The following is a 20,066-nucleotide window of genomic DNA, read 5'->3' as shown; positions in this document are numbered from 1 at the left end:
TTTAGTCGATGGCTCTTCTCCAACCTTGGAAGAAATGGCAGTACGTGCCGAGCAGGGTGAATTGTTCTGGGGTTATAGCATTGGTGCAAACGGTCGTTTGATTGTGACACAACTGGAAGCCCCGCGTTATGTGGGGCGTGATAGCCTCATTGAAGTTGGGTTAGATAATGGTAAAAGTATTTTCGCTACCCCTGACCATTTGTTTATGCTGCGTGATGGGCGTTGGATCGCGGCAGGTGAATTAACACCGGGAGCGTCGTTGATGCCATTATATCGGCAGTTGGCGCGTGGTTATGAAATGGTATACCAACCGTTGAACGGGCATTTGTATCCCACGCACCGTTTGGCTGATGAGTGGAATTTACGGAATGGCTTGTATGCTGATGCGCCAAACACCCATCGCCATCATGTCGATATTGACCGTTTAAATAATAACCCTTGGAACATTGTCCGCATGGATGCCGAAGCACATATTCGGCTGCACAATGCGGAAAACTACGGTGAGGAGTTTGACCCTGACGAACACAGTGCATCCATCCGTGCCGCATTGCATGAGCGTATGCAAAATCCTGAATGGGCAGAACGTTATTCTAGCTTGCAAAGTGAACGAGCTAGCCGTTTCTGGCACGATGATGTTTACGCTGCTCAACGCGCAGAGTTACTAGCAGCGCGTTGCAATCCCTCGGATGCTACTCGACAGGCTCATCGTGAGGCGATGCTTGCCCGTTATCAGGATCATGCAGAACGAGCGAGGCAAGGTGAACGGATGAAAGCTGTTTGGGAGCAGGCTGACCCTGATAGACATCAACGTCAGGCTGAATTTGCGCGAAATTTGCGTTTGCGTACCGAGATTACTGATGAAGTCGTGAAAGAGGCATTGCATCAAACAGGGTCAATTCGAGGAGCAGCACGTTTATTAGAATGTGATCGTGCTGTATTCCGGCGTTTCCCGCATATTATTGATGCGTTCCGAGGTGTGAGCCGTGAAGGTCAGCAAAACCATAAAGTGACACATGTTCGTCCTGTTGCAGGTGATCACGATGTGTTCTGTTTGACCGTTCCTGAAGCGGGAAATTTTGCGTTGGATAATGGCGTTTTCGTCCATAACTGCGGAATAATTGTAAATGTAACGCCCTTAGAACCCGAATGGGAAGGGCACGTTACCTTGGAATTCTCGAATACAACAACGCTACCCGCGAAAATCTACGCCAACGAAGGCGTGGCGCAGATGCTGTTTTTCGAGTCAGATGAGGTATGCTCCACGTCCTACAAAGACCGTGGCGGCAAGTACCAAGGGCAAACCGGCGTTACCTTGCCCAAAACCTGAGTAACATGACCCGGATCAGGCGGCTGTATCCGGGTCTTGCTGCCATTCATCACCGATAATGGTTTCCCGATAGCCCCGCCAACTGGCGTAGCCAATGATCGGCAAGGTGACGATAAAGCCCATAAACAGTGTCAGGAAGCCCAGCAACACCGACCCCAAAATAATCAGTGCCCACAGCAACATGGCAGCTTTGTTTTTCAGGACAGCATTGACACTGCTCAACACGGCGGTAATCGCATCCACCTCCCGATCCATAATCATGGGCAGGGAAAACACGCTGGCGCAGTAAACGATCAAGGTAAACAGCAAGCCCACCACAGAGCCGATGATCAAAAACGTCATTAATTCCGAGGGATTGGGGCTTCGTGCCATCGGTAGAAAAATATTGACGATGGCAGCCGCTCGCGCCCAGACCAAGAAAATGACCAACAAGGCAAAAGCAAACACCATCTGATTGCCAAGGCGTTTCTTACCCTGTGTCAGACAAAACCCGATACGTGGTTTCATGCCCCGATCCAGTTGGCAACTGACGGAATACAAACCCATCGCCAGCGCAGGACCAAGAAACACAAAGGCGGCAAACAAAACGATGAGCATAGTAAAACTGCCCACTTCCCATGACCACAAGGCAATCAGCCAACTGGCGAGCATGAATATCGCCCCGTATGCCATGCTCAAGAGCGGCGCTTGCTTAAAATCTTGAAACCCCTGTTTCAGCCAGCGCAAGGGAGCAGTTGGGGAAATTGGGCGGCAGGGGGCGATAAACGGTCGCAAGCGCACGCTTGCTGTGGCTTCAGGTTCTTGAGTATTCGGGTTAGTTTCTTCTGTTGACATGGCGAAATCCTCCTCTGGTTTCTATGGAAGAGAATACACCAGAAATGGCTGATTCGCTGATTTAGTGGATTGCTAGTTTTCCCAATACGTGGCTGACGGCGACAAAGGCAAAACTTGCCGTCACCGTTGTCACCGACCCAATCCCCCCCGCGCAACTCAAATCACACGCGCTTGCACCATCTGCCCGCTCCGGCAAAGTCATCGCTTCTTCCGACCACACGGCAGGTACATCAAAGCGGCGTTTGGGATTGCTGCTGAAACCGTAATGCTGGCGCAATTCCTTACGCACTTTTGATAGCAACGGGTCTTGCAAGGTTTTGGTCAAATCGGTTAGACGGATTTTGGTCGGGTCTTTTTGCCCACCCGCGCCCCCAGCGGTAATTAAGCGGATTTTGTTACGGCGACAATACGCAATCAGTGCCGCTTTGGTGCGGGCATTGTCGATGCAATCCAGCACGTAATCGAATTCGGGTTTGATGAGAGTCGCAAGGTTATCCTTGTCGATAAAATCTTCAACGAGATACAATTGGCAGGCGGGATTAATGTCGAGGCAACGTTCCCGCAATACGGCAATTTTGGCACGTCCAATCGTGCTGCCGAGGGCAGGTAATTGGCGGTTGATATTGGATTCGGCAACGTTATCAAGGTCGATCAGCGTGAGTGCGCCAATACCACTACGCGCCAAGGCTTCGACAGCCCACGAACCTACGCCACCCACGCCAATCACGCAAACATGCGCGGCGGTGAAGCGGTTAAATGCCGCCTCACCGTAGGTGCGGATGATGCCGCCAAACCGACGGCTAACATCCATCGCCATTATGCTGCGTAAGGATCGCGCAGAATAATGGTCTGGTCGCGGTCAGGGCCTGTCGAAATAATGTCGATAGGCGTTTCCACCGCTTCAGCCAAACGCGCCAGATACGCCTTAGCATTCGCTGGCAGCGCGTCATAGCTGGTTGCGCCAAAAGTGGATTCTGTCCAACCCGGCATGTCTTCGTAGACCGGCTCGCAACGTGCAAATTCATCGGTGTCAACAGGTGGCACATCAAGGATATAGCCATCCAGCTTGTAAGCGGTGCAAATTCGTACCGTTTCCAAACCATCCAACACGTCCAGCTTGGTGATACACAGCCCACTAATGGAGTTAATGTGCATGGCGCGACGCAACGATACCGCATCGTACCAACCGCAACGGCGCGGACGACCCGTGGTAGAGCCAAATTCATTACCTTGCTTGGCAATGTAAGCACCGGTGTCATCAAATAACTCGGTCGGGAATGGGCCAGAACCAACGCGGGTAGTGTAGGCTTTGGTTATGCCGAGGATGTAATCAAGGTTACGCGGGCCAATGCCCGAACCTGTGCAAGCGCCGCCAGCCGTGGTGCTGGAGGATGTGACAAATGGATATGTGCCGTGGTCGATGTCCAGCAATGTGCCTTGTGCGCCTTCCAGCATCACGTCCTTGCCCGCTTTACGCAGTTCCGCCAAACGGTTCGGAATGTCGGTAATCATCGGCTTGATGATTTCTGCCATTTGCATCGCTTCAGCGAGTACCACATCGGCATCAACTGTGTCGCACTTGAAGTAATGTTCCAGCATGAAATTGTGGTATTCCATAATACCGCGTAGCTTGGTTTCAAACTGTTCTGGATTCAGCAGGTCGCCAACGCGCAAACCACGGCGGGAAATTTTATCTTCGTAAGCCGGGCCAATGCCGCGCCCTGTCGTGCCGATCGCTTGCTTGCCACGCGCTTTTTCACGCGCCGCATCCAACGCCACGTGGTACGGTAGGATCAGTTGGCAGCTTGCGGAAATTTTCAAACGGCTACGTGCGGGAACGCCCCGCGCTTCCAGCATTTCAATTTCTTTGAGCAAGGCATCAGGAGCGACGACCACGCCGTTGCCAATCATGCATTCCACGCCTTCACGCAAAATACCGGACGGCACTAAATGCAGCACGGTTTTTTCACCGTTGATGACCAACGTATGCCCAGCATTATGCCCACCTTGAAAACGTACTACGGCGGAGGCATTTTCAGTCAGCAGATCAACGATCTTGCCTTTGCCTTCATCACCCCACTGCGTGCCCAATACAACGACGAATTTTCCCATGTCAGTCTCGCTCAAATGTGCCAAAAGGTGTTAATAAAGATTAAACAGCCACGACGTTCCAATGACCGTCTTGCTGAATGATTTGTTGGCTGCAACCCAATGCTGCCGCGTTGTGTGTTTGCCCGTCTAGTGCACGGATAACCCGTTGCTGTTGACTGCGTAATGTCCGAATCAGTTGTTCCAGTGACGCATCTTGTACGGCTGGCGCAAAAATACTGGCGTTGCCCGCCCGTTGCTGCTGTGGCAAAGCAAACGTTGCCAAGGTGCGCAAATCGGTACTGAAACCCGTAGCAGGGCGGGTGCGCCCAAAGGCTTCGCCGATACCGTCGTAACGCCCGCCGCGTGCGACTTCACGACCCATGCCCGATGTATAAACACCGTACACAATGCCAGTATGGTAGTCGTAACCACTCAATTCAGCTAGGTCAACATGGATATTACAGGCGGGGAAGTGCGCCGCTACTCGTGTGGTTAGGGTGCGCAAATACGTTAGAGCATCCTGAACGTCGCTCGGCGCGTTTGCAAACAATGCAGCGGCTTGATCGAGTATTTCAACCGCCCCATTCAAGCGTGGCAATTGTTGCAAACAAGTGCTGATGTCAGCAGGCAAATTGGTTGTTGCCAGCCATGCATCAATTTCGGGCAAGGATTTGCGCACCAGCATGTCATAGAAATGGCGTTCTTGCGCCGTATCCAGCCCAGCAGCACGCGCTAAGCTGCGGAAAATGCCAACGTGCCCAATGTCCAATAGCAAGTCGGGGATTTGGCAATGTGTCAAGGTTTCCAGCAACAGGCTGATAACTTCAAAATCACTGTCCAAACCTGCATGACCAAACAATTCCGCGCCTACTTGCAAGGGCGAACGTGAACCGTCGTGGAAACTGCGGGTGCGCAATACCGTGCCCATGTAGCATAGGCGATTCGGCTGTTCGGTTTGCAATTTGTGGGCATCAATCCGCGCAATTTGCGGGGTCATGTCGGCACGTACTCCCATCATGCGCCCACTTAACTGGTCGGTGAGCTTGAAGGTTTGCACATCAAGGTGCGTGCCATGTCCCGTGCGCAGGGATTCCATGAATTCTACCAGTGGCGGCATTACCAAACGGTAGCCCCAGGTGGCATACAGGTCGAGCAGGTTGCGGCGCAATTGCTCCAGCGCTTCGGCTTCATCGGGCAGGGCTTCGCTGATTCCATCAGGAAGCGCCCAATAGTGGTGAGTATTCAGCATGTTTTCAGCTAATCGGTCAAAAAGAGCAGTAGGATACCAGCAATTACACCTATCAGACCAATGGTTCGTAAGGTTTTGTCGGGTAATTCGATCAATTCGCGGTAGGCTTGTTTGAGGCGGGAGGGGCTTAAGAATGGCATAAGCCCCTCCAAAATCAACAGGAGGGCGATAGCAGTGAGCAAATCGTTCCAGTTAAACGCCACTGCTTAGGGTTGCAGCGCTTGCTGCTTGAAATAACGGAAGAACTCGGAGTTGGGTTCTAACACCATGACATCCCCGTTTTTACCGATGGTATTGCGGTAAGCGTTTAGGCTGCGGTAGAAAGCGTAAAACTCGGCATCTTGTTGGTAAGCTTGTGCGTAGATATTAGCGGCTTTAGCATCCCCTTCGCCGCGAATTTTTTCCGCTTCCTTATAAGCTTCCGCCATAATGATGGTGGACTCACGGTTAGCATTGGCTTCGATCTTCGCACCTTCTTCCTGACCGCGTGAGCGGAAGTCTTGGGCAACCCGTTCCCGGTCGGAGCGCATCCGGTTGTAGACGGAATCGCTGACAGTATCGGGGAAGTCAATGCGGCTAACCCGCACGTCAACGATTTCTATCCCTAATTGTTTGGCGACTTCCTTGGATTTGCTTTCAACCCCTTGGAGGATGCTGCCTCGTTCACCAGACAAGGCTTCTTGGATGGTGCGGCGGCTGAACTCGTTACGCAAGCCGTCTTTCATGAGCTGTTCCAGACGATTTTCCGCATCAGTAATGCGTCCACCGCCGGTTGAACGGTAGAATGCCGAGACATCTTCAATACGCCATTTCAGAAAGAAATCCACCGTGACATACTTTTTCTCACCAGTGAGGAATTGCTCCGGGCGTGAGGTAAGTGTTTGAATCGTTGCTGGAAATCTGCTAACGGTGGTAATAAACGGCATACGGAAGTTTAACCCCGGTTTGATGTCAGCATTCACGATTTCACGGAATTTGAACAAGATTGCTTTTTCGCGTTGATCCACGGTATACACGGATGAATAGATCAGCAAAGCAAGCGCACCCGCGACGACCGCGAGTATGTTTTTAATATCCATTAGCGGCTCTCCCTTACACCAGTTTCCCGACCTGTACGCGTGACGTCGGTACTATTAACCGTGGCATCGCTAGGTGTCGCATTCGATTTGTCAGTCGCATTTTGCATGGCAGCGGCGGCAGCTTGGGGCGTATTGCCAGCAGCCGTGCTGGTTTGAGCGTTCAATTGATCCAGGGGCAGGTACAACATATTATTGCTATTGGAGTCAATCACGATTTTGCGGCTACCAGCCATGACAGTTTCCATCGTTTCCAAGTACAGGCGTTCGCGGGTAACCTGAGGTGCTTTACGGTATTCCGTGACCAACTGCATGAAACGTGAAGCATCACCTTCCGCTCTGCTGACCGTTTCCTGACGGAACGCTTCGGCTTCCGCTTTTAAGCGTGCGGCTTTACCACGCGCTTCAGGGATCACTTTATTCGCGTAAGTTTGGGCTTCGTTTTGATAGCGGTTGGCATCTTCACGTGCTTTATTGGCTTCATCAAACGCTTCTTTGACTTGCGGCGGGGCTTCAGCATACGTTAGGTTGACCGTAATGATTTGCAAACCTGATTTATAATTATCCAGTACCTGTTGCATTTGGCTTTGAATATCACCGGCAATTTGCGCACGACCTTCTTTGAGGATGAAATCCATATCATTGCGTCCAATCACTTCACGGGTAACACCTCGCATGACTTGATAAAGTGTCCCTTGGGTTTGATCAGCCAAGAAATCCGGATTGAGGATATTGAAGGCATAATCTTCAGGATTACGAACTTTGTATTGTGCCGCGACCCCGACCTCGACGATGTTTTCGTCTTTGGTCAACATGGTGTTGCGATCTTGGGCACTGCGGTTTTGTTCGGTATCAATAATTTCAACAGTTTCAATGGGGTAGGGTAAACGCCAATGCAAACCAGCATCCGTGGTGGCTTGATAAGCCCCGAACCGTAGCACTAAACCTTGTTGACGTGCGTCAACCGTGTAAAAGCCTGATAATAACCAGCCAACAACAAACAGTATTAGTAAGAAAATGATACCTTTGTTGCTGTTTTGACTGGGGTTGTCACCATTGCCACCGGAACCGCCGAATAGCTTGCCTAATTTTTCATTCAATTTGCGGATTAGCTCTTCAGGGTCATTGCCGCCTGAGCCACGTTTTTTTCCTGACCAAGGGTCTTGTTGATTCCCACCCGGTTCGTTCCAGGGCATAGTTGAAGCTCCTAAAATGTTCTACTGTTTGCTAGTGTTGAGGTTACAGAATAAATTTCAACGCGAAGCATAACAGATTAGGCCGAGGAGTTCCCAACTCACCCTGAAAAAATGGTGTTGAAATCCCGACAAGGTTATGGATTTAGGTTAGAGATCTTGTTGTCGTGATCTGAACAGATCCTTTTTCAAGATCAGCAATAGTAAACTTAATAAGCCAAACCAAGTCATATCTAGTGCACCTGCACCGCCTGGATAATTGGCACGGGGGTCATTAGCTTGTGCTACTGGGGCTTGTGCATACGGTGGTGGGGCAAATTGCTGGATCCACCCTGCGTAACTCGCTACACGGGTATAAATACCGTATTTTCCTGCCATGGCACAGCCTTCTCCCTGACTCACAATGCCGATTTGTCGGTAAACACCGTTTTGTTGCACCATCAGCGGTCCACCACTGTCGCCAACACAAGCATCCCGGCCTCCTTGAGGGTATCCAGCACACAACATGCTGGATTGGATTTTACCGCCGTAAGAATTCGGGGCATTGCATACTTCATTGGGGACGATAGGTACAGTGACTTGCTCCATTTGTTTCGGATAATTGCCGGGATAGCCATTGTTGGCTTTGGCAGTGCGTGCACCCCAACCGACTACCGTGGCGGGTGTTCCGGGTGCGGGATTGTCGGCATACACCGGCATGGTGGCACCTTCTAAGGGGGCTGATAACATCAGTAGTGCCACATCGTTGGCACCGTTACTCATGTTGTAGTTTGGATGCACAACGATGCGTTGAATTTGCATGTGCCGACCATTGGGGGAATCTAATCCAGTTGCCCCGGAAAAGATAACCAAGTCGGGCGTGCCGTATTCATAGTACAAGCCTTCCGCTTCACCTTTGATACAATGCCCTGCGGTTAACACCCACATGGGGTGAATTAAATTGCCACCGCAAAGCACTTGCCCATCTCGTGTGGTTTTGATGGCGACGACAGAAGGCCAAGCATTTTGCCCGACAGGATTACCGCCTACAATACGCATGGTCATCTCGTTAGCATTCACGGTTTGCATTGGTAAGAGTGCGAGGAGTATTAGCCCCAATAATTTGTACATTATAAATCCCCTGTGACGTTATCATTCGGCCCAATGATTACGACCGCAAGATTTTAGAAAATACTGCACATGGACGAGAAAAATTTATGAGTTTTATTTTGGTAACAGGCAATGCCACCTTGGATATTGTCAATGTGGTCGATCATTACCCGCAGGAAGATGAGGAAATGCGTGCCTTACATCAGTGGCGGGATACCGGTGGTAATGCCGCTAATGTGGCGCAGGTGTTGGCTGCACATTTGCACCGCTGTGATTTCACCGGGGTAATTGCCCAAGATAATGATGGTGATTTTATTTGCAGTGCATTAATGGAAAAGTCGATTTATTTAGAGCAGGTGACGCGACAGCCGGGTAAATCCCCCGTATCGTACATCACCTTGAATCAGCAAAATGGTAGTCGCACCATTGTGCATCATCGTGATTTAGTGGAGTTGGTGGCGGAAGATTTTTATCACATTCCTGTGGCGCATTACGATTGGTTGCATTTTGAAGGGCGTAATGTGACGGAGTTGGCAAAGATGCTGGCTTATACCCGTGAAAACATTGTTGACCAACCCGTGTCCTTGGAAATTGAAAAAGTGCGTGAGGGCTTGGAAGAACTGATACCGCTGGTCGATTTGGTTATGTTTCCGCGTGCTTATGCCCAGGCACAAGGCTTTAAGGATGCCGAACATTTTTTACGTGATCGGCAGGCGAAGCATGGTAATGTGTGGATGACCTGCACTTGGGGAGAAGCAGGAGCATGGGCAATCGACCAACTGGGGGTGGTATTCCATGCACCTGCATTGCCGGTAAATGTGGTGGATACTCTAGGGGCAGGGGATGTGTTCAACGCTTGTTTGATCCATGCGTTAGCTACCGGACAATTGCTGGAAGAGGCGCTGCGTTATGCGGTGAAAATGGCAGGGCATAAGGTACAGCAACAGGGGTTGAGTGGTTTTTTACATTTGGCCTAATGCAAGCAGCGACCAAACTATCGCTCTGTTGCATGGCGATAAAGATAGATTTTTCGTCTACGACACTCATGCTTTTTCTTCCTTGCGGCTATTGCGCCTTCTATAGAGTCTAACAGAACAGCTTATCTTCAATCTAACTTATCGGTCATTTTTGGAGAAGTGCGTTACAATGCAAGCATGTTAGTTTCTGCCGAACCTATTGCTTGCCACGACTGCGGTCAATTGCACCGTTATAGCCCGCTTGCGCCGGGTAAAACTGCCAATTGTACCCGTTGTGGAGCTGTATTATACCGCAATCGCCCGGATATGCTGGATTCAGTGCTGGCACTGACCTTAGCCGGGCTGGTATTGTTTGTGTTGACCAATGTGTTTCCGTTACTGGGCTTACGTGCTCAAGGGGCAGAGCAGGAGTTGCATTTGCTGGGGGCAAGTCTGGCATTTTGGGATCAGGGTTACCCTCTGTTGGCAGGGCTGATCATTCTCAATATTATCATTTTTCCCTTGTTTGAATTATTGACGGTATTGGTCGTGGTTTTAACTATTCGCTACCGCTGGCGGTCGAGTACGGCGATTTTTTTGTTTCGTTGGATGAGTGAATTCAAACCGTGGGGGATGTTGGAGGTCTTTATGCTAGGGGTGCTGGTCGCTGTAGTAAAATTGGGCGATTTGGCTACCCTGATAGTGGGGACTGCTTTCTGGTCATTCGCGGGGCTGATTCTGACGATGGCAGCCGCCACTGCATTATTAGACCCATTCAGCGTATGGCGGGCGTTGGGGAAAAACAATGGCTGAGCATGATGCTTTGCTGCAATGCCGCGTCTGTGGCTGTTTGAGTCATGCGTCCACGCAATTAAAGCGCTTTGAGGTCATGCATTGCCCGCGTTGTGGGGCGCGGGTGAAGTTAGCACAACAGTCCAATAGCGTGGAAGTGACGTGGGCATTGTTGATTGCGGCTGCGATTCTGTACATACCAGCGAATATGTTACCGATTATGAGTGTGTACATGTTGGGAGCAGGGCAACCAGACACGATTATCACCGGGGCGTACCATTTGCTGGAAGCCGGGCAGTGGCCGCTGGCATTGATTGTTTTTGTGGCGAGTATTGTCGTGCCTTTATTGAAATTGTTTACCTTAAGTTTTTTGTTGATCAGTATTCAGCGGCGCTCACGCTGGCGGCAACATGACCGGATGCGTTTGTATCGCATCACCGAATACGTGGGGCGCTGGTCAATGGTGGATGTGTTTGTGATTGCGATTTTGACCGGGTTGGTACAATTCGGTAATCTGGCTCGGGTCGATGCAAACCTGGGCAGTTTGTCGTTTGCGGCGGTGGTGGTGTTAACCATGTTTGCCGCCCGCACGTTGGATGAGCACTTGATCTGGGATATTACCCGACAAGAGGAATCGCATACATGAATGATAATAAAGGGCTTGATGATAATTTGCCAGAAGTGGAAGTACGTGAGCAACGCTGGCCTTCGCCCGTATGGTTAATTCCACTGGCGGCATTATTGATTAGTTTCTGGTTATTGTTTCAAGCTTGGTATCAGCGTGGGCCGATTGTGACAGTGCAGTTTTCCAGTGCAGAAGGGATTGAACCGGGCAAAACCGAAGTACGCTATAAAGCGGTAACGGTCGGTAAAGTCAAAAAACTCAAATTGGATAATGAGCTGAAATACATTGAGGCCATCATTGAGCTGAACAAGGAAATCGGGCGACATTTGGGCAGCGATGCCAGTTTTTGGGTAGTACGCCCGCGTGTGAACCGTTCCGGGGTATCGGGTTTAGGGACATTGTTTTCTGGTTCTTATATTGGAATGGATCCGGGAACCGATAACGATGATCAAAGTTTTTATAAAGGGGCTGAACGCCCGCCAGTGATTGCACCCGCAGAAGACGGTAAACGTTTTTTCTTAATATCGGATTCGTTAGGTTCAATGGACGTGGGAGCGCCGGTATTTTACAAGCAGTTGCAGGTCGGTGAAGTGATTGACTACGAACTATTAGATAATCAAGATCGTGTGCAATTGGAGTTGTTTATTCGAGCCCCTTATTTTCAGTATGTGCATGAAAATACCCGTTTCTGGAATGCTAGCGGGGTAGAGCTTAACATGAATTCGACCGGGGCAGAGTTTCGCATGGAATCGCTGATTTCGGTATTGATTGGAGGGGTTGCGTTTGAAACGCCTGCCGGGGTTGCCGGGGGAGAAGTGAGTAAACAAGGGGATACCTTTGTATTACACCGCAATTATGCCAGTTCGCAGGAAAAGCAATACGCGACGAGATTGTATTACGTCATGTACTTTGATGGTTCTGTGCGTGGTATGGGGGTGGGTTCAGCCGTAGAGTTTCAGGGCATTCCCATTGGTAAAGTCGAAAAGATTGATCTAAAAATGGATAAAGATTCGCTAGCGGTGCGAGTTCCCGTGTTAGTCTCGATTCAACCCCAATATTTTGATGAATCCCTTACGAAAGAAACAGGGGAAATCGCGATGCGTAAACTGGTGGAAAAAGGGATGCGTGCCAAATTAGATACAGTGAGTTTTCTAACCGGACAAAAAGTAATTACGCTGAGTATGGAAACTGATCCGCCACCGGCTACTATTAAAGCGACACAGTTCTACAGTGAGTTTCCGACCACTGGAACGGCGTTTGAAGAGTTACCGTTTATAGCCACCGACATTATGATAAGCCTCGATGAAACCTTGGCAGGCATTAATAAGCTGGTGAATAGCGGTAAATTGGATAAAACCGTGGATAACCTCAATAAGGTATTAGCAGAAGCAGAACAGGCGGTTAAAGCGGCTAAAGAAACGCTTAAAACCGTGGATAAAGATACCCTGCCTAGCGTGACCAATGATGTTAATAAAATCAGTCAGGATTTGAGCAATACCATGCAAAAAATTCAAGGTTCGATGGGGCAGCTTGATCGATTGACTGCACAAAATTCTCCGACGCAACACCAGTTGCAAGAAATGCTGGAAGAAGTGACCGCTGCTTCCCGTGCTTTGCGCAGTTTGACCGAAACGTTGCAACGCCAACCCAGTGCATTGCTGCGCGGCAAGTAAGGAAAATCATGATGAAACGATGGTTTGTTTGCGGGATATTGGTGATGTTGAGCGCTTGTTCAAGCACCCCGACGCAATATCACACGCTATCAACGGATATGGGGAGTGCAGCCGTGCCGGTGGTGACAGCATCCATTAAGAGCGTGGGTGTAGGCCCGATTACCTTGCCCACTTTGCTGGATCGCGAGGGCATGGTGATTCGCAAAGATGCGACGACTTTGGAGGTATCTGACACGCACTTATGGGGCGGGCAGTTGGAAGATGAATTCCAACGCACCTTAGCCCAACAGTTGCAAAGTCGTTTGCCTGCCACACGGGTGCAAACCGTGCCTTGGGAACTCAGTCAAACACCGCAATATCAGGTGGTGGTAAAACTGGATCAGTTTGATGGCACACCGGGGGGCAAAGCGTGGTTACGTGGGGTATGGCAACTTCAGGCGGGTAATGACGGAAAAATTCTTGCTACAGAGCCGGTGATGCTGACCCGCCAAACCCCGGAGGCGGGAGTGACGGGGCTGGTCAAAGCGCAAAGCGGTTTGCTGGCGGATTTGGCTAATCAGATTACGCGGGGTTTGGTGGCGCTTTAGCTTCAGCCGGTTTCACAAAACTCAGGAAAAAAGTGACAGGCACGGCATTGCTGATGCTGGAGAGTTCCGCAATTTCGCGCAAGGCAGTGACACCAGCAGCTAGGTCAAAATCCGCCGCATTCAACACAATCGGGGCAACAGTGGTCACTTGCACGGTGTTGCCGACTTCGGTGATGGCAACGGTGGCAGGTATTTCCTTTTTCACGCCATGCAAATCCAATGTGACGTTAACGGTTTGGATGCCCGGTTTTACGCCAGTTTTGCTCAAGTCCACACTAACGCTTGCCATAGCAAACTTTTTGGTATCGAACAATTGTTCGCGCATTCGTTGATCGCGGATGTCGATATTGGTGCTGACGCTTGCCAAATCAATGTTCAAAGAACCTTGCCCCGCTTTGGTAATCGCACCAGAGAGCGTTTTAAAGGTGTGAGTTTCGGCAATATGGTCTTTCTTAATGGAGACGAAATACAGCGCCGATTGCGTATTGTCGAGTACCCAATCTGCCATGGCGGTACCGGAGAGCAAAGCGAAACTGAGAACGGTGTTGCAAACAAAGGGTAGAGCACGTCGCATAATTTATTTTTCCCATAATGGTTAATATCGGTGTCATAGCAGCTTAACTGAACTGTACCGTTGGTCGGATATACTGCGGTAATGGTATGGAAATTCACTTTGGGGTGAAATCCGCTTGACTTAAGTCAATGACCAATAAGAGTTATATGATACTCTATCAATAGAGATAGAATTACCGAAAATTTTAACAAAATACTTACACCACATAGGGAGATACCATATGGCGATCAGCAAAGCCGTGCAGCGCGGTACATTAATTTACATTTATGACCAAAATGGCGAAGCAGTGACCTCCATTTCAGCCCCCAGCCGTTTACCCACTGACGGTTTAAAGGCTTATAACGCGCACAGCATTAGCGTGCAAAAAGGCGCGTTGTTGTACAACTATGACAAGCAAGGGCGGCAGACCGGCATTACGCCGATGGTGCAGCAACACTGAGTTGCCACGCCGCTTGATGTTTCACACCCCGCCACTATGCACCGTCGCGTAGTACAGTTTTTCCAGCTCATTTTTATGCTTGGTTTCTTCATTCGCAAGGTACAGGAACAGGTCGTGAATCGGCCCCGCTTCCGTGCCTTGTGCCAAGGCATGGTATTGCTCCATCGCTGCATGTTCGCGCCGCAACGCATACTGTAACACCGCCTGATCGTCCGGCTGTTCGCCAAGGTCGGGCAGGTGGATGCAGTCGGAAAACTTGTGGTCACTGGCAGGCCGTTCCACTTCGGCTTTGAGCTGCTGTTCCAGATCGTCACGCGCTGCCATTTGGGTAAACAGGTCGTAATGGCCTTGTTCCTCAGCCGCCAGTTCTTCCACCAGATAGCGGATACTTTTGTGTACCTTGGGGATCAGGTCGGTGTAGAAATCGCGGGCAGTGCGTTCAAACTCGGTCGCCACTTCCAAGATTTCCTTGAGGGTGGTTTTGCTTTGCAGCCGTTGGATGCTGGCTTCGCTCATGCGGTTGCCTCCTGTGGGGTAAGGGCGCGGTGGATGCTGGTGGCGACGCGGTGTCCGTCGGCAACGGCGTTGATGACATCCGGGCCTTTGACGCAATCGCCTGCTGACCACAGCCAGTTTTCGGAGGTGCGTCCGTTCGGGTCAATTTGGATGCGTCCACGGTTCCATTCCAGCCGTTCGGTAAGTGCATCGCCGAGCAGGCTGACATCGGCCATTTGTCCGATGGCTTCGACGATCATTTCGCCTTCGTGGAGTTGCTCGTCTGTCGGGTCGTATTTTGGGGCGAAGCGGCGTTCCGCGTCGAATATCGACAAGACTTTCCAGGTTTTTAAGCCGAGCAGCTTGCCATTGTCGTCGATCACACAGGCTTGCGGGCCTCGGCTGTCGAGGATGTTGATTTGCTCTTCCAGCGATTCCTTGATTTCCACCGGATCGGCGAGGAAATGTGCCTTGTCTTCCAGTGCGGTCAGGGTGACACGGATTTCGCCGTAGTGCTGCAATTGCAGGCGTGCCATGCTGCGGGCAATGTCCATCGCCACGTTGCCGCCGCCGATCACGACCATGGATTTGGGTACGTCAATGGTTTCGCCAGCGGTAATCTGGCGCAACAGGTCAACCGCTTTGCGCACTTGCGGATGCTCAGAACCGGGAATGCGGGTGGAACGCCCTTGATGCAAGCCGATTGCCAGCACTACCGCGTCATAATCGCTTTGCAGTTGCTGCATGGCAATGTCCGTTCCGACCCGCTGGTTGTATTTAATCTCGACACCCATTGCGGTGATGACAGCAATATCCTTGTCCAGCGCGTCGTAAGGCAAACGGTATTCGGGGATGCCGTAGCGCGTCATGCCGCCGCCAGCCGCTTGCGCTTCATAGACAGTGACCGCGTGACCCAGACGGGCGAGGTCAAATGCCGCCGTCAAACCCGCAGGCCCCGCCCCAATAATGGCAACTGTTTTGCCCGTCGACGCTGCCGGTTTGCCAATCAATTCAATGACTTTTTCTTGCGGCACTTGGTCAATGATGTGGCGTTTGAGCCAGCGGATGGCAATCGGATCGCCTTCGTGCCGTGCCGCACACGAATCTTCGCAACGGTGAGTACACACCCGCCCGCACACTTGCGAAAACGGGTTGGTTGCGTACAGCAATTGCACACCGCGTTCGTAATCGCCGTCCCGCACCGCCTTGATGTAGTCGGGAATCGCCATGTGCGCGGGGCAGGTGGCAATGCACAAGCCGCAAGATACGCAACGGTCGGCTTCCAGTTTGGCCTGTTCGATGCTGTAACCTTTGACGATTTCGACAAACGAATCCAGCCGCGCTTCCGGGTGCAGTTCCGGCATTTCCTCGCGTGCCAGGGGCATCAGATGCTTTTCATCATGACGCTGGTAGCCGAGTTCGGCATTGTCCCAATATTTTTTGTCCACGCCGGGGGTAAAGCGGAACAGGTCGGGGTCGCTTTCCACCCATTTGTATTCATTGGACATGGTGAGCGAGCCGGTCATGCATACATCCACACACAGCGCACACCAGCAGCACCGCCCGTAGTCGATGCGCGGGCGCAAGCCGGAATCACCTTGCACCGCCAGAATGCCATCTACGGGTAGCATGTCAATCGCACCGTTTTGGCAAATGGTTTCGCAGGTTCCGCAGCCGATGCACTTGTCCATGTCATTCTTGTGGAAGCCGCGATAACGCGCCGCACCGGGGCGGTCATTGAGCGGGTCTTTGATCGTTACCGGGTCGCGGAACAGGTTTTTCCAAGCGGTAAACGGGGACAGTACATCACTGATACTCATCGTTCGATCTCCGGCGGGTAGGTGTGCAGCGACACCAGCAAAGCGGCAACATCAGAAATATTGGCGTTGATGACCATGCGTTCAAACAGCGCAATCGAATGCGTGTAAGACGGCCCGCGTACATTCACCCGGCGCGGGTAGCCGCTGCCATCGGTGACGAGGTAATAACCGTATTCGCCGCGTGAACATTCGCCACGGATATAGGTTTCACCGCGCGGGATTTTCCAGTGCAATACGTTGGGTAACTTGGTCATCACCGCGCCCGTTTTAGGCAGTCTGCTCAAGATTTGCCGGATCAGATCCAGCGACAGTAACAAGTCACGGCGGCGCACATCCGCACGGGTGTAAATGTCGGAATCCTTACCCGTTACCGCTTCAAAGTCGAGTTCGGGGTAAACCAGATAAGGCTGGTCTTTGCGCACGTCTTTGGCGACTCCGGCTGCGCGGGCATTCGGGCCGGTAATGCCGTAACTGTCGAGCCATGCGCTATCAATCACGCCCACGCCAACCGCACGTTTCTTGAACACGGCATTGTGGAACATGACCCGATCCACATCCGCCAGCACACTTTCGATTTCGCGCAAGGTTTCTTCCATGCGCCCCGCAAACCCGTCTGGCAGGTTATCGCGCACCCCGCCGGGGATAATGAACATGTGGTAAATACGTGCGCCAGTCAGTTCCTCGAAACGGTCGAGCATCAGGTCACGCACATACGTTGTCCATTGCCCGATCACGCCTTGCCCGAAGGCACCGGCTTGCCCGCCGAGGTACATCAGGTAGCTGTTGACGCGCCCCATTTCCAGAATCAGGGTACGGATCCAGTGCGCCAGTTCGGGGATTTCCAGCCCGGCGAGTTCTTCCACGGCAGCGGCGTAACAGTATTCGTTGAAATCGGGTTCGGGGACGCAAATGCGGCACACAATCGGAAAGCACTGCATGAAGGTGCGGCGTTCCATCAGCTTTTCAAAGCCGCGATGCAAATAGCCGACGTGGGTGGTTGCGTCCACCACTTCGTCGCCGCACACGGTCAGTTCAATCGCCATATTGCCGGTAATGCCGGGGTGTTGCGGGCCTTGCCACAGTTTCAGGTATTTACCGGAAGTGAGATCAATGTCCAGTGTGCCGTCGGCTTTTTTCTGCGGGTACTGGCTGCGGTCTAACTCAAACATCGCCTTTGTCCCCGTACAGTTGTTGTTTCATGTGCGCTGCCGGGTCACGGGTTTCGCGTCCGGGGCGTTCGCGGTAAGTGGCGCGTGCGTATTCGAGGGTATCGAAATCACGGCGGTAGGGCGGGGCGGCATTCCAGCCTTCCAGAATGAAATCGTCCATCAGGCGTGGGCTACCGGGGAAGTCGATGCCGAACATTTCGCGCAATTCACGTTGGTAAGTCGCTGCGGCTGCCCACAGGTCGTGGATGCTTTCCATGCTGGCGTTGTCGCGGGCAATCAATACCCGCAAGCCCAAATCCTGACACTTGCTGCGATTGTTGAGCAGGTAAGTGAGTTGGAATTGCCCGTCTTCCAGCCAATCCACCGCCGTTAACAGCACCAGATGGGTGAAACCTTCCTGATCACGCAAATGCCGTAACAGGGCGTGCAGGCGTACCGCTTCCACCGTGATAAAGGCGAGGTCGGCGCGTTGCCGGGTGAATTCGCCCAGTGAGAAACGTTGTGTGAGGGTGTCGTAAAGTTGCTGCATAATGCTCACCAGTTATAGTCCGGCATGTCCCAGTCGTGGATGACGCTTTTCTGGTTGGCTTTGTACCAGTCAAAGTTGGCGGCGTATTGGTTCGCGCCTTCGGCTTTGCCAGCGCGGATGATTTTTTTCAGTTCCTCAAACCCTGCCAGCAAGGCTTCCGGGCGCGGCATACAGCCCGCGATATACACATCCACCGGCAAATAATCATCCAGCCGTTTGATGGTGTTGTAGGAATCCCAATACATACCGCCGTTAATGGTGCAAGACCCCAACCCCACCACGTATTTCGGCCCTTGCATCTGCTCGTAGGAGCGGATCACGCGCTTGAGGGTTTTCACCGACAAATAGCCAGAAATCACAAACAGATTGGACTGGCGCGGTGTAGGCCGCCACTGAATGCCATAACGGTAAGCATCAAAACGCGGTGTCATTAACGGGCGCATTTCGATCGCTCCGCAACCCGTGCCAAAGCCCAAAATCCACAACGATTCGGAACGCGCCCAGTTAAACAGCTTTTCAATAATCGCGGTGTACGCAGGCGGTTGCACCGTAGGGCCTGCTTCGCAGTAATAATCGCGTAGCGGGTCAATTTCGATTTCCTGACCATCCGGCGTTTTTACAATGCGTTTGAGTAATTCTTCTTTCATGTCATTACACCAGTACCACGGCGAGGATGCCCAACGGCACTGCCCAGATTAAAAACCAGCGGATCGACTGTTCCACCCGGAAACGCGGGAATACTACCCCGACAAACGCCGACACCATGTAAATCAGGAATACCTTGAGGAAAAATTCCGGCCAGCTTCCCGCCCCGCCAAAAAACAGGTTCATGTACACCACGATCTTGGCGACTGGGAACAACGCCCGGTTGGTCTGCATCATCGCCAGAAACGAGGAATGGTATTCGGTCGGCGGGCCAATGGGAATTTCCTGCGGCGCAAGTACCACGTCAAACGGCGGGCGCATCATCGAGCCAAGGAACGACATCATTGCTGCCGCCACCGCTAATGGATTGGTAAACAATGTCCAGTGCAACACCCCACCTTGTTGTGCCGCTACAATTTCGGTCACGGAAAGCGTTTGGTATTGCAAGGCTACCGCAAACACCGCCAGTGCAAACGGCAATTCCGCCGCCGTCATCTGCGACAAGCCACGGGTAATGCCTATAGCGGAATAGGGATGCCCGCTTTCTGCCGCACCCAATGCCATGCCCAGCGTGCCAAAGAACACAAAATACAGCGCGAGAATCAAATCGCCTGCAAACGAAAAGTTGGCAAACATTTCTGAGCCGTAAATGCTCGGCACAAACAGCAACAAGCCCACCCCGCCGGACAGCCGGAACACCGGCCCCAGATAGAACATCACCCCGTGGGTAATGGAGGTACGCAGCGCATAGTTCTTCAGCATATCAATGTAGTTTTGCCAAAGGGGGATGCCATGCCGCCGCCCCACCCGTGCGCCGATTTTTTGCACCAAAGCCGTCATTAGCAAGCCGTAGTTGATGACAATAAACAATGTCAGCAACGCCCAGGGGATTCTCATCCATTC

At 51.7% G+C, this 20,066-nt stretch carries 21 protein-coding genes and 2 pseudogenes; 8 read left to right on the top strand and 15 right to left on the bottom strand.

Annotated elements, in window-relative coordinates:
• The first annotated feature begins 34 nt into the window (after positions 1 to 34).
• Both QJT81_11965 and QJT81_11960 read left to right on the top strand, forming a co-directional pair.
• Positions 35 to 1,078, top strand: a pseudogene (locus tag QJT81_11965) (dCTP deaminase).
• A 30-nt stretch (positions 1,079 to 1,108) separates the two neighbouring features.
• Positions 1,109 to 1,327 (top strand): annotated as a pseudogene (locus QJT81_11960) (dCTP deaminase).
• Between the two features lie 15 nt (positions 1,328 to 1,342).
• Here QJT81_11960 and QJT81_11955 read toward each other — a convergent pair.
• From QJT81_11955 to QJT81_11920, 8 genes are all read right to left on the bottom strand, one after another.
• A complete protein-coding gene (locus QJT81_11955) occupies positions 1,343 to 2,161 on the bottom strand; it encodes a DUF2189 domain-containing protein (protein ID WGZ92587.1) in 819 nt (272 codons plus the stop codon).
• A gap of 61 nt (positions 2,162 to 2,222) precedes the next feature.
• A complete protein-coding gene (tcdA, locus tag QJT81_11950; GenBank protein WGZ92586.1) occupies positions 2,223 to 2,972 on the bottom strand; it encodes a tRNA cyclic N6-threonylcarbamoyladenosine(37) synthase TcdA in 750 nt (249 codons plus the stop codon).
• A 5-nt stretch (positions 2,973 to 2,977) separates the two neighbouring features.
• Positions 2,978 to 4,273, bottom strand: coding sequence for an adenylosuccinate synthase (locus QJT81_11945; GenBank protein ID WGZ92585.1), 1,296 nt, complete (start codon positions 4,271 to 4,273; stop codon positions 2,978 to 2,980).
• A gap of 40 nt (positions 4,274 to 4,313) precedes the next feature.
• Positions 4,314 to 5,501: an ATP phosphoribosyltransferase regulatory subunit gene (locus tag QJT81_11940; GenBank protein ID WGZ92584.1), complete on the bottom strand. Its 1,188-nt coding sequence runs from the start codon at positions 5,499 to 5,501 to the stop codon at positions 4,314 to 4,316.
• An 8-nt stretch (positions 5,502 to 5,509) separates the two neighbouring features.
• A complete protein-coding gene (locus QJT81_11935; GenBank protein ID WGZ92583.1) occupies positions 5,510 to 5,641 on the bottom strand; it encodes a DUF2065 domain-containing protein in 132 nt (43 codons plus the stop codon).
• A 66-nt stretch (positions 5,642 to 5,707) separates the two neighbouring features.
• Complete coding sequence (hflC, locus tag QJT81_11930) at positions 5,708 to 6,580, bottom strand: protease modulator HflC (GenBank protein ID WGZ92582.1); 873 nt, start codon at positions 6,578 to 6,580, stop codon at positions 5,708 to 5,710.
• Positions 6,580 to 7,773 (bottom strand): FtsH protease activity modulator HflK, encoded by a 1,194-nt coding sequence (gene hflK, locus QJT81_11925; protein ID WGZ92581.1) that lies wholly within the window; start codon positions 7,771 to 7,773, stop codon positions 6,580 to 6,582. Before hflK ends, hflC begins: the two co-directional genes overlap by 1 nt.
• Positions 7,774 to 7,920: 147 nt before the next feature.
• A complete protein-coding gene (locus QJT81_11920; GenBank protein WGZ92580.1) occupies positions 7,921 to 8,880 on the bottom strand; it encodes a serine protease in 960 nt (319 codons plus the stop codon).
• 86 nt (positions 8,881 to 8,966) lie between these two features.
• Between QJT81_11920 and QJT81_11915 the strand changes: the two genes are divergently transcribed.
• The 5 genes from QJT81_11915 (at position 8,967) to QJT81_11895 (ending at position 13,492) form a co-directional block, all read left to right on the top strand.
• Positions 8,967 to 9,836 carry a PfkB family carbohydrate kinase gene (locus tag QJT81_11915; protein WGZ92579.1) on the top strand — a complete coding sequence of 290 codons (870 nt, stop codon included), beginning with the start codon at positions 8,967 to 8,969 and terminating at the stop codon, positions 9,834 to 9,836.
• A gap of 177 nt (positions 9,837 to 10,013) precedes the next feature.
• Positions 10,014 to 10,628, top strand: coding sequence for a paraquat-inducible protein A (locus QJT81_11910; protein WGZ92578.1), 615 nt, complete (start codon positions 10,014 to 10,016; stop codon positions 10,626 to 10,628).
• Positions 10,621 to 11,253 carry a paraquat-inducible protein A gene (locus QJT81_11905; protein WGZ92577.1) on the top strand — a complete coding sequence of 211 codons (633 nt, stop codon included), beginning with the start codon at positions 10,621 to 10,623 and terminating at the stop codon, positions 11,251 to 11,253. The genes QJT81_11910 and QJT81_11905 overlap by 8 nt, the downstream gene beginning before the upstream one ends.
• Positions 11,250 to 12,905, top strand: coding sequence for an MlaD family protein (locus QJT81_11900; protein WGZ92576.1), 1,656 nt, complete (start codon positions 11,250 to 11,252; stop codon positions 12,903 to 12,905). The genes QJT81_11905 and QJT81_11900 overlap by 4 nt, the downstream gene beginning before the upstream one ends.
• An 11-nt stretch (positions 12,906 to 12,916) precedes the next feature.
• A complete protein-coding gene (locus QJT81_11895) occupies positions 12,917 to 13,492 on the top strand; it encodes a PqiC family protein (protein ID WGZ92575.1) in 576 nt (191 codons plus the stop codon).
• Here the strand turns inward: QJT81_11895 and QJT81_11890 are convergent.
• Positions 13,467 to 14,000, bottom strand: coding sequence for a YceI family protein (locus QJT81_11890; protein ID WGZ92574.1), 534 nt, complete (start codon positions 13,998 to 14,000; stop codon positions 13,467 to 13,469). The genes QJT81_11895 and QJT81_11890 overlap by 26 nt on opposite strands.
• Before the next feature lie 286 nt (positions 14,001 to 14,286).
• Here QJT81_11890 and QJT81_11885 point away from each other — a divergent pair, with 286 nt between their 5' ends.
• Positions 14,287 to 14,505, top strand: a complete 219-nt coding sequence (locus QJT81_11885; GenBank protein ID WGZ92573.1) for a hypothetical protein — start codon at positions 14,287 to 14,289, stop codon at positions 14,503 to 14,505.
• Between the two features lie 21 nt (positions 14,506 to 14,526).
• Here the strand turns inward: QJT81_11885 and QJT81_11880 are convergent, their stop codons facing one another.
• From QJT81_11880 to QJT81_11855, 6 genes are read right to left on the bottom strand one after another with little or no spacing between them, the layout of a single operon-like run.
• Positions 14,527 to 15,021: a ferritin family protein gene (locus tag QJT81_11880; protein WGZ92572.1), complete on the bottom strand. Its 495-nt coding sequence runs from the start codon at positions 15,019 to 15,021 to the stop codon at positions 14,527 to 14,529.
• The gene (locus QJT81_11875; protein WGZ92571.1) at positions 15,018 to 16,820 is read right to left on the bottom strand and encodes an FAD-dependent oxidoreductase; all 1,803 of its coding nucleotides are present in this window, start codon (positions 16,818 to 16,820) and stop codon (positions 15,018 to 15,020) included. The genes QJT81_11880 and QJT81_11875 overlap by 4 nt, the downstream gene beginning before the upstream one ends.
• On the bottom strand, positions 16,817 to 17,989 hold the full coding sequence (locus QJT81_11870; GenBank protein WGZ92570.1) for an NADH-quinone oxidoreductase subunit D: 1,173 nt from the start codon (positions 17,987 to 17,989) through the stop codon (positions 16,817 to 16,819). Before QJT81_11870 ends, QJT81_11875 begins: the two co-directional genes overlap by 4 nt.
• Complete coding sequence (locus QJT81_11865) at positions 17,982 to 18,518, bottom strand: NADH-quinone oxidoreductase subunit C (protein WGZ92569.1); 537 nt, start codon at positions 18,516 to 18,518, stop codon at positions 17,982 to 17,984. Before QJT81_11865 ends, QJT81_11870 begins: the two co-directional genes overlap by 8 nt.
• A 5-nt stretch (positions 18,519 to 18,523) precedes the next feature.
• On the bottom strand, positions 18,524 to 19,165 hold the full coding sequence (locus QJT81_11860; GenBank protein WGZ92568.1) for an NADH-quinone oxidoreductase subunit B family protein: 642 nt from the start codon (positions 19,163 to 19,165) through the stop codon (positions 18,524 to 18,526).
• A gap of 4 nt (positions 19,166 to 19,169) precedes the next feature.
• A complete protein-coding gene (locus QJT81_11855; GenBank protein WGZ92567.1) occupies positions 19,170 to 20,060 on the bottom strand; it encodes an NADH-quinone oxidoreductase subunit H in 891 nt (296 codons plus the stop codon).
• Positions 20,061 to 20,066: the final 6 nt, after the last annotated feature.

It is taken from the genome of Candidatus Thiothrix putei (assembly GCA_029972225.1).
GTDB lineage: Bacteria > Pseudomonadota > Gammaproteobacteria > Thiotrichales > Thiotrichaceae > Thiothrix > Thiothrix putei.
The sequence above is the reverse complement of the archived record's forward strand: the minus strand, read 5'-3'. Positions and strand labels throughout refer to the sequence as shown.

What these genes read in the sequence shown, in the direction of transcription:
- QJT81_11955 (WGZ92587.1), bottom strand. Translation starts at nt 2,161, where the DNA reads ATGTCAACAGAAGAAACTAACCCGAATACTCAAGAACCTGAAGCCACA.
- tcdA (WGZ92586.1), bottom strand. Translation starts at nt 2,972, where the DNA reads ATGGATGTTAGCCGTCGGTTTGGCGGCATCATCCGCACCTACGGTGAG.
- QJT81_11945 (WGZ92585.1), bottom strand. Translation starts at nt 4,273, where the DNA reads ATGGGAAAATTCGTCGTTGTATTGGGCACGCAGTGGGGTGATGAAGGC.
- QJT81_11940 (WGZ92584.1), bottom strand. Translation starts at nt 5,501, where the DNA reads ATGCTGAATACTCACCACTATTGGGCGCTTCCTGATGGAATCAGCGAA.
- QJT81_11935 (WGZ92583.1), bottom strand. Translation starts at nt 5,641, where the DNA reads ATGCCATTCTTAAGCCCCTCCCGCCTCAAACAAGCCTACCGCGAATTG.
- hflC (WGZ92582.1), bottom strand. Translation starts at nt 6,580, where the DNA reads ATGGATATTAAAAACATACTCGCGGTCGTCGCGGGTGCGCTTGCTTTG.
- hflK (WGZ92581.1), bottom strand. Translation starts at nt 7,773, where the DNA reads ATGCCCTGGAACGAACCGGGTGGGAATCAACAAGACCCTTGGTCAGGA.
- QJT81_11920 (WGZ92580.1), bottom strand. Translation starts at nt 8,880, where the DNA reads ATGTACAAATTATTGGGGCTAATACTCCTCGCACTCTTACCAATGCAA.
- QJT81_11915 (WGZ92579.1), top strand. Translation starts at nt 8,967, where the DNA reads ATGAGTTTTATTTTGGTAACAGGCAATGCCACCTTGGATATTGTCAAT.
- QJT81_11910 (WGZ92578.1), top strand. Translation starts at nt 10,014, where the DNA reads ATGTTAGTTTCTGCCGAACCTATTGCTTGCCACGACTGCGGTCAATTG.
- QJT81_11905 (WGZ92577.1), top strand. Translation starts at nt 10,621, where the DNA reads ATGGCTGAGCATGATGCTTTGCTGCAATGCCGCGTCTGTGGCTGTTTG.
- QJT81_11900 (WGZ92576.1), top strand. Translation starts at nt 11,250, where the DNA reads ATGAATGATAATAAAGGGCTTGATGATAATTTGCCAGAAGTGGAAGTA.
- QJT81_11895 (WGZ92575.1), top strand. Translation starts at nt 12,917, where the DNA reads ATGAAACGATGGTTTGTTTGCGGGATATTGGTGATGTTGAGCGCTTGT.
- QJT81_11890 (WGZ92574.1), bottom strand. Translation starts at nt 14,000, where the DNA reads ATGGCAGATTGGGTACTCGACAATACGCAATCGGCGCTGTATTTCGTC.
- QJT81_11885 (WGZ92573.1), top strand. Translation starts at nt 14,287, where the DNA reads ATGGCGATCAGCAAAGCCGTGCAGCGCGGTACATTAATTTACATTTAT.
- QJT81_11880 (WGZ92572.1), bottom strand. Translation starts at nt 15,021, where the DNA reads ATGAGCGAAGCCAGCATCCAACGGCTGCAAAGCAAAACCACCCTCAAG.
- QJT81_11875 (WGZ92571.1), bottom strand. Translation starts at nt 16,820, where the DNA reads ATGAGTATCAGTGATGTACTGTCCCCGTTTACCGCTTGGAAAAACCTG.
- QJT81_11870 (WGZ92570.1), bottom strand. Translation starts at nt 17,989, where the DNA reads ATGTTTGAGTTAGACCGCAGCCAGTACCCGCAGAAAAAAGCCGACGGC.
- QJT81_11865 (WGZ92569.1), bottom strand. Translation starts at nt 18,518, where the DNA reads ATGCAGCAACTTTACGACACCCTCACACAACGTTTCTCACTGGGCGAA.
- QJT81_11860 (WGZ92568.1), bottom strand. Translation starts at nt 19,165, where the DNA reads ATGAAAGAAGAATTACTCAAACGCATTGTAAAAACGCCGGATGGTCAG.
- QJT81_11855 (WGZ92567.1), bottom strand. Translation starts at nt 20,060, where the DNA reads ATGAGAATCCCCTGGGCGTTGCTGACATTGTTTATTGTCATCAACTAC.